We start from the raw sequence: 12,238 nt of genomic DNA on the forward strand, positions 1-12,238 counted from the left end.
GGGGCGCGAAAAACGCTCATCGGAGCACTCCGGCGCACAGATTCAAGTCTTGTCAACAACGTTTCACGGAAAGGTTGTTGAGTAGTCATGCGGGACCCACCGGCTACTGATGGGTAAGGCCCTAGGCTCGCCTCATGCGCCGAGCGAAAATCGTTTGTACCCTTGGGCCCGCCACCGAAACATACGACCAGATCAAGGCATTGATCGAGGCCGGAATGGATGTGGCCCGCCTCAACCTCAGCCACGGCACCTACGTCGAGCACGAGGAGCGTTACCAGCGGGTCCGCAAGGCGGCCGAGGAGACCGGTCGCAGCGTCGGGGTCCTCGCCGACCTTCAAGGCCCGAAGATCCGGCTCGGCCGCTTCCGCGAGGGTCCCGTACTCCTTGAACGCGGCGACGACTTCACCATCACCGTCGAGCCGACGGAGGGCGACCGCCACTGCTGCGGCACCACCTACCCGGGCCTCGCGGCCGACGTCACCTCCGGCGAGCGGATCCTCGTCGACGACGGCCGGGTCACCCTGGAGGTCACCTCCGTCGACGGGCCCCGGGTGCACACCCGGGTCGTCGAGGGCGGCATGGTCTCCGACCACAAGGGCCTCAACCTGCCGGGCGTCGCGGTCTCCGTCCCCGCGCTCTCCGAGAAGGACGTCGAGGACCTCCGCTGGGCGCTGCGCACCGGTGCCGACGTCATCGCCCTCTCCTTCGTCCGCTCCGCGCGGGACATCGAGGACGTCCACCGGATCATGGACGAGGAGGGCCGCCGCCTCCCGGTCATCGCCAAGATCGAGAAGCCCCAGGCGGTCGAGAACATCGAGGAGATCGTCGCCGCCTTCGACGGCATCATGGTCGCCCGCGGCGACCTCGGCGTCGAGATGCCGCTGGAGCAGGTGCCGATCGTCCAGAAGCGCGCGGTCAAGCTCGCCAAGCGGAACGCCAAGCCGGTCATCGTCGCCACCCAGATGCTCGACTCGATGATCGACAACTCCCGGCCCACCCGCGCCGAGGCGTCCGACGTGGCCAACGCCGTCATCGACGGCACCGACGCCGTGATGCTCTCCGGCGAGACCAGCGTGGGCCGCCACCCGGTCGAGACGGTCCGCACCATGAGCCGGATCGTCGAGGCCGCCGAGGAGGACGTCCTCGCCAAGGGCCTGCCGCCGCTGACCGAGCGGAACAAGCCGCGCACCCAGGGCGGCGCGGTGGCCCGCGCGGCCGCCGAGATGGGCGACTTCCTCGGCGCGAAGTTCCTGGTGGCCTTCACCCAGTCCGGCGACACCGTGCGGCGGCTCTCGCGCTACCGCTCGCCGATCCCGCTGCTCGCCTTCACGCCGGACCCGGCGACCCGCTCCCAGCTCAACCTCACCTGGGGCGTCGAGACCTTCCTCGGCCCGCACGTCGACTCCACGGACGCCATGGTCGCGCAGGTCGACGAGGAACTGCTGCGCATCGGCCGCTGCGCCAAGGGCGACGTCGTGGTGATCACGGCCGGCTCCCCGCCCGGCGTCTCGGGCTCCACCAACCTGGTCCGCGTCCACCACATCGGAGACCCGCTCTCCTAGCCCGCGGACACCCGCACGCGACGGCATGCGAAAGAACCCCGCTCCCAAGGACTGGGCGGCGGGGTTCGGGTGCTTCCGGGCGGAGGGGACGTCCTGGGCGGGCCGGTCGCCGGTCCCCTCACCGGAACGCCTGAGGATCTCATTCCTAGGAATCGAAGGTAATGTGCCCCGGGTGGGATTCGAACCCACGCTGGATGGTGTTTGAGACCACTGCCTCTACCGCTGGGCTACCGGGGCTTCCTTCGAAACAAAGGCCGATGATCACCCGCCGTGCCCCTACCTTACAGGAGGTGGGTAGGCTCATGGAGAGCTGTATCCGCCTCGGAACGAGGCCATCGAACGAGGAGCCCGCGTGACTGCCCCCGAGTCGCCCCAGCCCGCCGACGACGCCGAAGCGTCCCACGTCCCGCCGCTGACCACCCGTGTCGTCATCGCCGAGGACGAGGCCCTGATCCGCCTCGATCTCAAGGAGATGCTGGAGGAGGAGGGCTACACGGTCGTCGGCGAGGCGGGCGACGGAGCCACCGCCGTCGAGCTGGCCCGCGAGCACCGCCCCGACCTGGTGATCCTGGACGTGAAGATGCCCGTCCTCGACGGCATCTCGGCCGCCGAGAAGATCGCCGGCGAGTCCATCGCCCCGGTCCTCATGCTCACCGCCTTCTCCCAGCGCGACCTCGTCGAGCGCGCCCGCGACGCCGGCGCCATGGCCTACCTGGTCAAGCCCTTCAGCAAGAGCGACGTGGTGCCGGCCATCGAGATGGCCGTCTCCCGCTTCGCCGAGCTGCGCGCCCTGGAGCAGGAGGTCGCCGACCTCAGCCAGCGCCTGGAGACCCGCAAGCTGGTCGACCGCGCCAAGTCGGTCCTCCAGACCCAGTACGGCCTCTCCGAGCCGGCCGCCTTCCGCTGGATCCAGAAGACCTCCATGGACCGCCGCATGTCCATGCAGCAGGTCGCCGAGGCCGTCATCGAGGACGCCGAGGAGAAGAAGGCCGCGAAGGGGCAGTAGCCCACCGCCCGCCGCGTACGACGAGGAGGCCCGCCCCGCGCGACGCGGGGCGGGCCTCCTCGTTGCCGTACGGGACGTCAGTCCTCGCCGAGGTACGCCTTGCGCACCGACTCGTCGTGCAGGAGGTCGCCGCCCGTGCCCGAGAGCACGATCTTGCCGATCTCCATCACGTGACCGTGGTCCGCCAGCGCGAGCGCGGCCTGGGCGTTCTGCTCGACGAGCAGGATCGTGGTGCCCTGGGCCTTCAGCTCGGCGATGGTCGCCATGATCTTCTGCATCATGATCGGCGAGAGACCCATGGAGGGCTCGTCGAGCATCAGCAGCTTGGGCTGGGACATCAGCGCCCGGCCCATGGCGAGCATCTGCTGCTCACCGCCGGAGAGCGTGCCGGCCGCCTGCTTGCGACGCTCGCCCAGGATCGGGAAGAGGTCGTAGGCGCGCTGGACGTCCTTGGCGATCCCGGCGCTGTCCTTCCGGAGGAAGGCGCCGAGGAGCAGGTTCTCCTCGATGGTCATGCGCGGGAAGATGTGCCGGCCCTCGGGGGAGTGGGCCAGACCCAGCGAGACGATCTTGTGCGCGGGGATCTTGCGGAGGGACTTGCCCTCGAACTTGATCTGCCCGCCGACCGGCTTGAGGAGCCCGGAGAGGGTCCGCAGGGTGGTGGTCTTCCCGGCGCCGTTGGTGCCGATGAGGGTGACGACCTCGCCCGCCTCCACGGAGAAGGAGATGCCCTTGACGGCCTCAATCTTTCCGTAGGCGACGCGCAGGTCCTCGACTTCGAGCAGTGCGGTCATGCGTCGTTCTCCTTGCCCGGAGCGGCGTCCTTCGCGGCGTCCGCCGCGTCCGCCGGGGTGTCGTCCTCGGCCGGGGTCCCGTCGGCGGCCGGAGCCTCGTCGGGCGCCTCGTCGTCCGCCGGCGCCTCGGCCTCGTCGGCCTCGTCCGCCGGCGCCTCGGCCTCGGGGGCCTCGTCCGCGTCGGTCTCCGCCGCCGGAGCCTCGGCCTCGGGGGTCTCCGCCGCCAGGGCCTCCGCCTTCGGGGTCTCGTCGATCGGCTCGCCGAGGTACGCGGCGATGACCCGCTCGTCGCCCTGGACGGTCTGGCTGTCGCCCTCGATCAGCTTCTGGCCCTGCACGAGCACGGCGACCCGGTCGCACAGGTTGAAGATGAAGCGCATGTCGTGCTCGATGACGAGCACGGCGATGCCCATGTCCCGGATGGCGAAGATGAGTTCCTCGGCCGCACGGGTCTCCTGCGGGTTCATGCCGGCGGTCGGCTCGTCCAGCAGGATCAGGCCCGGGTCGCTCGCGAGCGCGCGGGCGATCTCCAGCTTGCGCTGCTCGCCGTACGGCAGGTTCTTGGAGAGGTGCTGCGCCTTCTCCGCGAGCCCGACGAACTCCAGGAGCTCCATCGCGCGCTTCTCGGAGGCCGCCTCGGCCCGCTTGAAGCCCGGGCCGCGCAGCAGGGCGGACCAGAGGCCCTCCTTGGTGCGGGTGTGCCGGCCGACGAGCACGTTCTCCAGGACCGTCATGTTGTTGAAGAGACGGATGTTCTGGAAGGTACGGGCGATGCCGGCCGCGGTGACCTTGAAGGACTTCGGCGGCAGGACCTGGCCCTTGTAGCGGACCTCGCCCTCGGTGGGCACGTACAGACCGGTCAGGCAGTTGAAGAAGGTGGTCTTGCCGGCGCCGTTCGGGCCGATCAGACCGACGATCTCGCCGCTGTTGACGGTGAGGTTCACGTCGCGCACGGCGGTCAGGCCGCCGAAGCGCATGGTGACCCCGCGCGCGTCCAGCACGGTCTCGCGGGCGGCCGGCTCCGCGCCGGCCTCGGCCTTGGTGGTGGTCGTCGTCATGGTTCAGGCACCTGCCTTGGCGGGCGTCGCGGCGGGCGCCGGCTGCTCGTCGTGCTCGTGGAACTCCAGCTGACGGCGCTTGTCGGCGACGATGCCCTCCGGACGGAAGCGCATGATCAGCACGAGCGCGACACCGAAGGCGAAGAGCTGGTACTCGCCCATGAACTGGAGCTTGTTCGGGATGAGGAACAGCAGCGCCGCGCCGACCAGCGGACCGCTCATCGTGCCCATGCCGCCGAGGACGACGGCCGCGAGCAGGAAGGCGGAGTTGGGCGGGATGGGACCGGCGAAGAGGTACTGCTCCGGGGTCACCGTGTAGGTGACGTGGGCCTGCACCGTACCGGCCAGACCGGCCAGACCGGCGCCGAGCGCGAAGGCGATCAGCTTCACGCGGAAGCCGTTGATGCCCATCGCGAGCGCGGCGGTCTCGTCCTCGCGGATCGCCACCCACGCGCGGCCGATGCGGGAGTCGCCGGAGCGCCGGAAGACCAGCACGACGACCGCCGTGATCAGCAGCATCAGGAAGAAGTAGTTGGCGAAGCGGCCGATGGTGAAGCCGGCGATGGTGTGCGCCTGCCCGAAGTCGAACCCGAAGAGGTTCAGGTTCGGGATGGACGCGATGCCGTTGGAGCCGTTGGTGATGTCCGGACCCGAGGTGCCGTCCGTGTTCATCACCGTGATGCGGAAGATCTCACCGAAGCCGAGCGTCACGATGGCGAGGTAGTCGCCGCGCAGCCGCAGGGTCGGCGCGCCGATCAGGACGCCGAAGACCACGGAGGCCGCGGCGCCGACGAGGATCGCCGCCCAGAAGGGGAAGTGCACGCCGAAGGGCGAGGTCGGGGCGCCCGAGACGAGGGCCGCCGCGTAGGCGCCGACGCCGAGGAAGGCGACGTAACCGAGGTCGAGCAGACCGGCCAGGCCGACGACGATGTTCAGGCCCAGGGCGACCGTGGCGAAGATCAGGATGTAGACGCCGAGCGTCGCGTACTGGTCGTCGGTCTGGGTGAAGGGGAACAGCGCCGCGGCGATGAACGCGCCCGCGATCGTCAGGTTCTGGTGCTTCGCGGTGAGCTGCGTGACCTGCTTGAGCAGACCCGAGGCGCCGATCGCGGCGAAGCCGAGGCCGGCGGTGATCAGGAAGCCGAGGAACAGCTCGTCGTACTCGGTGCCGATGCCGTAGGTGAAGACGCTCAGCGCCAGGCCGAGGACGACCGCGATGATCAGGATCTCGACGGCGGTCGGCAGCGGGCGGAGCTTCTTCACTGGGCGGGGGGCGGAGAAGGTGGCCTTGAAGGAGGCCCAGCCGTTGCCGGCCCGGTGCTTGAACTGGTCCCAGCCGGTGTCCTCCGGGTCGACCGGCAGCACGGTCGGACGCTTGAAGGGCAGGTCCAGGGCGGCCAGCAGGGTGACCAGGGTGGCCACCGCGAGGACGAAGCCGCCGGGCTCCAGGTTGACGAGCCCGCCGAGTTCGACGCTGATCGCGATGACGGTGAACCAGGCGGTGCCGAAGGAGGCGAGGGCGCCGAACTTGACCGCGCCGTCGGCGCCGGCCGGCGTCAGCCAGCCGAGGCCCTTGACCCCGTACGAGGAGAGGGCGAAGAGGACGGTCAGGACACCGAGCAGCAGGACCTGCAGCTGGAGTCCGGCCGGGTAGCCGTACACGGTGAGGTCGCCCGGGAAGTCGGGGTCCCAGGTCCAGGAGAGGAAACAGCTCGCGACGGTCAGGGCGGCGCCGCCGAGGGTGACGGCGCGGGCGGTGCGCTCGGGCAGGAGGCCGATCAGGCCGCGGTCCGCGGTCTTCGCGGACTCCGCCGTGGCGGGCGCCTGGGGGTTCTCGGAGATGGTGGTCATGGTGCTCACGCCCTGTCCGCGACGCGCTCGCCGAGCAGACCCTGGGGCCTGGCGAGGAGGACGACGATGAGGAGTACGAAGGCCCAGACGTTGGCCCAGGACTGGCCGCCGAGCTGCTCCATACCGGGGATCTGGTCGACGTAGGCGGTCGCCATGGTCTCGGCGACACCGAGGACGAGGCCGCCGATCATGGCGCCGTAGATGTTGCCGATGCCACCGAGGACGGCGGCGGTGAACGCCTTCAGTCCGAGGAGGAAGCCCATCTTGTAGTCGACGACGCCGTACTTGAGGCCGTAGGCGACGGCGCCGACGGCGGCGAAGATGGCGCCGAGGGCGAACGCGATCACGATGATGCGGTCGGTGTTGACGCCCATGAGCTTCGCGGTGTCCGGGTCCTGCGCCGTGGCCTGCATGCCGCGCCCGGTCCGGGTGCGCATGACGAAGAAGGCGAGGAAGGCCATGCAGACGGGGGCCGCGATCACCAGGAAGACGTCACCGGTCTGGATGGTGACCGGCCCGAGCTCGATCGGGCCGCCGGGGATCTGCGGGAAGGTGCGCGCGGACTTCGCCTCCGGGTACCAGACCCAGACGGCGTACTGCAGGGCGAGCGAGAGGCCGATGGCCGTGATGAGCGGGGCGAGGCGCGGACCGCCGCGGAGCGGACGATAGGCGAAACGTTCCGCTCCGACGGCTATGGTCGTCGCGACGATCACGGCACCGATGATCATGAGGGGCAGAGCCACCCACATGCTGGTGCCGCCGGGCAGGATGAGCCAGACCGTCAGGGCCCCGAAGCCGCCGGTCATGAAGATCTCGCCATGGGCGAAGTTGATGAGCTGGACGATGCCGTAGACCATCGTGTAGCCGACGGCGACCAGCCCGTACATGGATCCCAGTAGCAGGCCGTTGACCAGCTGCTGCGGCAGTTCGTTCACCGCATTGTCCTCCGAGACTTTCGACGGATATGACACCGCGCGGGGTGCCGGTTGTGTGCGGCCCCCCGCGCGGTGAAAGGTGGTGCTGAGTTGGGGTGGAGCTGAGGATCAGCCGCCGAAGAGCGTGGTCACTCGCCGAAGGAGTCGGACTTGACCGGCGCGAAGGCGCCGTTCTTGACCTGGTAGACGGTGAGCTGCTTGTTGGTGGTGTCACCGAACTCGTCGAAGGCGACCGAACCGGTCACGCCCTCGAAGGAGACACCCTGCAGGGCCTCGACGACCTTGGCGCGGGCGTCGTCGGGCAGCTTGCCGCCGTTGCCGTCGACGACCTTCTTGACGGCCTCGATGATCGACCAGGTCGAGTCGTAGGAGTAGCCGCCGTAGGCCTCGAAGGCCTCCTTGTAGTTCTCGGCCTTGTAGTTGGCCAGGAACTCCTTGGCGGAGGCCAGGGTCTCGATCGGGGCGCCGACGGAGGTGGCGAAGTCGCCCTCGGCCGCGGTGGCACCGGCCAGCTTGACGTACTCGGGGCTGAAGAGCGCGTCACCGCCGACGACGGTGACCTTGGCGCCGGCCTCCTTGATCTGCTTGGCCAGCGGGCCGGCGGCCGGGTACTCGCCACCGTAGTAGACGACGTCCGCGCCGGAGTTCTTGACCTGGGTGGCGACCGCGGAGAAGTCCTTGGTGTCGGGGTCGATGTGCTGGGTGCCGACGGTCTTGCCGCCGAGCTTCTCCCACTCGCCCTTGAAGGTGCCCGCGAGGCCGGCGCCGTAGGTCTTCTTGTCGTCGATGATGAACGCCTTGGTCTTCTTGGCGTCATTGAAGACGTACTGGGCCGCGAACGGGCCCTGGATCGCGTCCGTGGTGGCGGTGCGGAAGTACGACTTGTAGCCGCGCTTCTTGTCGCCGGAGGCCCAGTTCGGGCCCTGGGACAGCGCCGGGTTGGTGTTGGCCGGGGAGACCTGCACCAGCTTCGCGTCGTCGAAGACCTTCTGCATGGACTCGGCGACGCCGGAGTTCAGCGGGCCGACCACGCCGAGGACGGTCTTGTCGGCGACCAGCTTGGTGGCGTTCTGCTGGCCGGCCGACGGCTGGGCCTGGTCGTCCAGGGTCTCCAGCTTGAAGGTGACGCCCTTGACGTACTGCTTCTTGTTGGCCGTCTTGACCGCGAGGTCGGCGGAGTTCTTGATGCCGAGGCCGAGGGCCGAGAGCTCACCGGTGAGCGGGGCGTCCAGACCGATGGTGACGGTGACGCCACCGCCCTCGCCCGAGCTGTCGCCGCCCTTGTCGTCGCGCGAACCGCAGGCGGTGAGAGTGAGTGCTCCCGCGGTGACCGCGGTGGTGAGTATGAGCAACGAACGGTTTCGCACGAAGGGTCCTTTCCCTGGCGCGGCCCCCTCTGCCGAGGCGGTGCCGTGGAGCTGCGGAGCAAGAGGTGCCGTTGGTGAATGCCGGGCCGTACTGAGCGCTGATACGAGGCCGTGCAGTAGGTCGCGCCGAGTGGCGCGGTGACTGGCGGTGACTCTAAGCGCAGGTGGGGAGGGTCGGGGAGCGCCGAGGGAAGGATGTGACTGTCTTGTTATGCCGACGGCTCGAGCCGGGCTGAGAGGTCCGGGTAAATCCGGTCATAGCGCCCTGTAACACGGTGTTCACATAGTGAGAACGCGCAGTTCCGCTAAGGGGCTTGAGGGAATCTTGGTACTGACGGGGAACTTTGAGCACTCTCCGGATATCGGACAGGGCGCCCGAACTGAGCGGACGGATGTCAAGCCTCGGCCCCCGGCCGGCACCCCCGGGCGTCCATTACGGAGCGTGACGAATTCCGCCCGCAGGGGACCCTCGGAGGGGCTCTCGCGGACGGCTGGAATCCACCACTTTCGAACGTACCTCCGAGGCCCGGGAGTTGGGAGGGGCTGGCGTGAAAACGACATACGGGGGCGGCAGTTGGGGCGCGCACGGTGACCACGGTCACGACGGACACCGCGGGCGGCCGTCGGCCCCGGCCCGGAAAACGCCGAAGGGGGCGGTACGCCACCGCGTACCGCCCCCTTCGGGAGAACGGCCGAACGCCCCCCGGATCAGGCGCCGTCGATCCGCCCCGCCTCCGGCATCTCCACCGCCGCGAGGGGGCCGACCTCCCGCAGCATGCAGGTCAGCCGTGCCGAGCAGACCCGGCGCCCCTCCTCGTCGCTGATGACGATCTCGTACGTCGCCGTGGACCGGCCCCGGTGCACCGGGGTCGCCACGCCGGTCACCAGACCGCTGCGCGCCCCCCGGTGATGGGTGCAGTTCAGGTCCACGCCCACGGCGATCTTCGAGGAGCCGCCGTGCAGCATCGAGCCCACCGAGCCCAGGGTCTCCGCCAGCACCGCCGAGGCGCCGCCGTGCAGCAGCCCGTACGGCTGGGTGTTGCCCTCCACCGGCATGGTGCCGACGACCCGCTCGGCCGACGCCTCCAGGATCTGGACGCCCATCCGGTTCCCCAGGTGGCCGGCCGAGAAGAGGGCCGGCAGATCCACGCCGAGCGCGGCGTACTCGTCGATGACCTCCTGCGGGAACTTCACGTGCTGCTGCTCACCCATGGCCCGGCTCCGTTCGTCTTCGTACGGTTGATCGTCCCGCCGCCCGGCTTGCTGAGCAAGCGCTTAGGCGGACGGCTGCGGCGATTCTTCCAGACGCACGACGACGGACTTGCTCGCGGGGGTGTTGCTGATGTCGGCCGTCGACTCCAGCGGGACCAGCACGTTCGTCTCCGGGTAGTAGGCCGCCGCGCAGCCCCGGGCCGTCGGGTAGTGCACCACCCGGAAACCGGGCGCCCGCCGCTCGCTGCCGTCCGTCCACTCGCTCACCAGGTCCGCGTAGGACCCGTCGGCGAGCCCCAGCTCCGCCGCGTCCTCCGGGTGCACCATGACCACCCGGCGGCCGCCCCGGATGCCCCGGTAGCGGTCGTCCAGACCGTAGATCGTGGTGTTGTACTGGTCGTGCGAGCGCAGCGTCTGGAGGAGCAGCCGCCCCTTTGGCACCCGCGGGTACTCCACCGGCGCCGCCGTGAAGTTGGCCTTCCCGGTCTTCGTCGGGAAGCGGCGCTCGTCCCGCGGCGCGTGCGGCAGCGCGAAGCCCGCCGGGTCCGCCGCCAGCCGCGCGTTGAAGTCCTCGAAGCCGGGCACCACACGGGCGATCCGGTCCCGCACCGCCGCGTAGTCCGCCTCGAAGTCCTCCCACGGCGTGGCCGACCCGGCGCCCAGCACCGCCCGCGCCATCCGGGCCACGATCGCCGGCTCCGACAGCAGGTGCGGGCTCGCCGGCGGCAGGTTGCCCCGCGAGGCGTGCACCTGGCCCATCGAGTCCTCGACCGTCACGAACTGCCGTCCGCTCCGCTGCACGTCCTTGTCCGTGCGGCCCAGCGTCGGCAGGATCAGCGCCCGGGTGCCCGTCACCGCGTGCGAGCGGTTCAGCTTCGTCGACACGTGCACGGTCAGCCGCGCCCTGCGCATCGCCGCCTCGGTGACCTCGGTGTCCGGGGTCGCCCCGACGAAGTTCCCGCCCATCGCGAAGAAGACCTTCGCCTCGCCGTCCCGCAGCGCCTGGATGGAGCGCACCACGTCGAAGCCGTGGTGGCGCGGCGAGACGATCCCGAACTCCTTGTCCAGCGCGTCCAGGAAGGCCGGGGCCGGGCGCTCGAAGATGCCCATCGTCCGGTCGCCCTGCACGTTCGAATGCCCGCGCACCGGGCAGACGCCCGCACCCGGCCGCCCGATGTTCCCCCGCAGCAGCAGCAGGTTGACCACCTCGCGGATGGTCGGCACCGAGTGCTTGTGCTGGGTCAGGCCCATCGCCCAGCAGACGATCGTCCGCTCCGAGGCCAGCACCATCTCCAGGGCCCGCTCGATCTCCGCCCGGGAGAGCCCGGTCGCCGCGAGGGTCTCCTCCCAGTCGGCCTCGGCGGCCGCCGCCCGGAACTCCTCGAAACCGTGGGTGTGCTCCCGCACGAACTCCTCGTCGACCGCCCCCGGCGCGTCGAGGACCAGCTTGTTCAGCAGCCGGAAGAGGGCCTGGTCGCCGCCGATCCGGATCTGGAGGAAGAGGTCGGTGAGCGCCGCGCCCCGGAGCATGCCCCGCGGGGTCTGCGGGTTCTTGAACCGTTCCAGACCCGCCTCCGGCAGCGGGTTCACCGAGATGATCCGCGCCCCGGCCGCCTTCGCCCTCTCCAGCGCCGACAGCATCCGCGGATGGTTCGTGCCCGGGTTCTGCCCCGCCACGATGATCAGGTCCGCCCGGTGCAGGTCCTCCAGGGAGACGCTGCCCTTGCCGATGCCGATCGTCTCGGTCAGCGCCGAGCCCGAGGACTCGTGGCACATGTTCGAGCAGTCCGGCAGGTTGTTGGTGCCGAACTCGCGCGCGAAGAGCTGGAGCAGGAACGCGGCCTCGTTGCTGGTCCGGCCCGAGGTGTAGAAGAGCGCCTCGTCGGGGGAGTCCAGCGCGGTCAGCTCCTCCGCGAGGATCGCGAAGGCCCGCTCCCAGGTCACCGGCTCGTAGCGGTCCGCGCCCTCCGGCAGGTACACGGGCTCGGTGATCCGGCCCTGCTGCCCCAGCCAGTACCCGCTCCGCTCCGCCAGCTCCGCCACCGGGTGCGCGGCGAAGAACTCCGGCGTCACCCGCCGCAGCGTCGCCTCCTCGGCGACCGCCTTCGCGCCGTTCTCGCAGAACTCCGCGAGGTGCCGCTTGTCGCCCTCCGGCCAGGCGCAGCCGGGACAGTCGAAGCCGTCCTTCTGGTTGACCTTGAGCAGCGTCCGCGCGGTGCGCACGGTCCCCATCTGCTCCCGGGCGATCCGCAGGGTGTGCCCGATCGCGGGCAGTCCGGCGGCGGCGTGCTGCGGCGGCGTGACCTGCGGCGCGTCCTGGACCGGGTCGCCTGCCGGCGGCTTGCTGACCATCGCGCTCTCCCTTGAGCGATCGACCTGTGGCGTACGTCTCCGATCCTGTCACGCACCCCCGACGGCCCGGCACCCCGGCCGGTGTGGAGGGGATTGTCGGC

Annotated in this window: 9 protein-coding genes and 1 tRNA gene; 2 read left to right on the forward strand and 8 right to left on the reverse strand. The window is 70.0% G+C overall.

Annotated features, from left to right (window positions below; all coding sequences use genetic code 11):
* The first annotated feature begins 134 nt into the window (after positions 1 to 134).
* A complete protein-coding gene (gene pyk, locus IE321_RS08925) occupies positions 135 to 1,562 on the forward strand; it encodes a pyruvate kinase (RefSeq protein ID WP_043219276.1) in 1,428 nt (475 codons plus the stop codon).
* A gap of 164 nt (positions 1,563 to 1,726) precedes the next feature.
* Here pyk and IE321_RS08930 read toward each other — a convergent pair.
* Positions 1,727 to 1,799: transfer RNA gene (locus IE321_RS08930), tRNA-Leu, on the reverse strand.
* Between the two features lie 115 nt (positions 1,800 to 1,914).
* Between IE321_RS08930 and IE321_RS08935 the strand changes: the two genes are divergently transcribed.
* A complete protein-coding gene (locus IE321_RS08935) occupies positions 1,915 to 2,568 on the forward strand; it encodes an ANTAR domain-containing response regulator (protein WP_043219279.1) in 654 nt (217 codons plus the stop codon).
* Between the two features lie 77 nt (positions 2,569 to 2,645).
* Here the strand turns inward: IE321_RS08935 and IE321_RS08940 are convergent, their stop codons facing one another.
* The 7 genes from IE321_RS08940 to IE321_RS08970 all read right to left on the reverse strand — a co-directional run bounded on the left by IE321_RS08940 (position 2,646) and on the right by IE321_RS08970 (position 12,137).
* A complete protein-coding gene (locus tag IE321_RS08940) occupies positions 2,646 to 3,362 on the reverse strand; it encodes an ABC transporter ATP-binding protein (RefSeq protein WP_043219280.1) in 717 nt (238 codons plus the stop codon).
* Positions 3,359 to 4,420 carry an ABC transporter ATP-binding protein gene (locus IE321_RS08945; RefSeq protein WP_190222406.1) on the reverse strand — a complete coding sequence of 354 codons (1,062 nt, stop codon included), beginning with the start codon at positions 4,418 to 4,420 and terminating at the stop codon, positions 3,359 to 3,361. Before IE321_RS08945 ends, IE321_RS08940 begins: the two co-directional genes overlap by 4 nt.
* 3 nt (positions 4,421 to 4,423) lie before the next feature.
* Positions 4,424 to 6,280, reverse strand: coding sequence for a branched-chain amino acid ABC transporter permease (locus IE321_RS08950; protein WP_372470227.1), 1,857 nt, complete (start codon positions 6,278 to 6,280; stop codon positions 4,424 to 4,426).
* Positions 6,277 to 7,206 (reverse strand): branched-chain amino acid ABC transporter permease, encoded by a 930-nt coding sequence (locus tag IE321_RS08955; protein WP_043219283.1) that lies wholly within the window; start codon positions 7,204 to 7,206, stop codon positions 6,277 to 6,279. Before IE321_RS08955 ends, IE321_RS08950 begins: the two co-directional genes overlap by 4 nt.
* Positions 7,207 to 7,334: 128 nt before the next feature.
* Complete coding sequence (locus tag IE321_RS08960) at positions 7,335 to 8,573, reverse strand: branched-chain amino acid ABC transporter substrate-binding protein (protein ID WP_043219285.1); 1,239 nt, start codon at positions 8,571 to 8,573, stop codon at positions 7,335 to 7,337.
* A gap of 708 nt (positions 8,574 to 9,281) precedes the next feature.
* Positions 9,282 to 9,785 (reverse strand): PaaI family thioesterase, encoded by a 504-nt coding sequence (locus IE321_RS08965; protein WP_043219287.1) that lies wholly within the window; start codon positions 9,783 to 9,785, stop codon positions 9,282 to 9,284.
* Positions 9,786 to 9,848: 63 nt separating this feature from the next.
* On the reverse strand, positions 9,849 to 12,137 hold the full coding sequence (locus IE321_RS08970) for an FdhF/YdeP family oxidoreductase (protein ID WP_190222408.1): 2,289 nt from the start codon (positions 12,135 to 12,137) through the stop codon (positions 9,849 to 9,851).
* Between the last annotated feature and the right edge of the window lie 101 nt (positions 12,138 to 12,238).

The organism is Streptomyces hydrogenans, from assembly GCF_014656075.1.
GTDB lineage: Bacteria > Actinomycetota > Actinomycetes > Streptomycetales > Streptomycetaceae > Streptomyces > Streptomyces hydrogenans.

Excerpts from the sequence above, each read along its gene's own strand:
- IE321_RS08970 (WP_190222408.1), bottom strand. The coding sequence starts at position 12,137 with ATGGTCAGCAAGCCGCCGGCAGGCGACCCGGTCCAGGACGCGCCGCAG.
- IE321_RS08945 (WP_190222406.1), bottom strand. The coding sequence starts at position 4,420 with ATGACGACGACCACCACCAAGGCCGAGGCCGGCGCGGAGCCGGCCGCC.
- IE321_RS08940 (WP_043219280.1), bottom strand. The coding sequence starts at position 3,362 with ATGACCGCACTGCTCGAAGTCGAGGACCTGCGCGTCGCCTACGGAAAG.
- pyk (WP_043219276.1), top strand. The coding sequence starts at position 135 with ATGCGCCGAGCGAAAATCGTTTGTACCCTTGGGCCCGCCACCGAAACA.
- IE321_RS08965 (WP_043219287.1), bottom strand. The coding sequence starts at position 9,785 with ATGGGTGAGCAGCAGCACGTGAAGTTCCCGCAGGAGGTCATCGACGAG.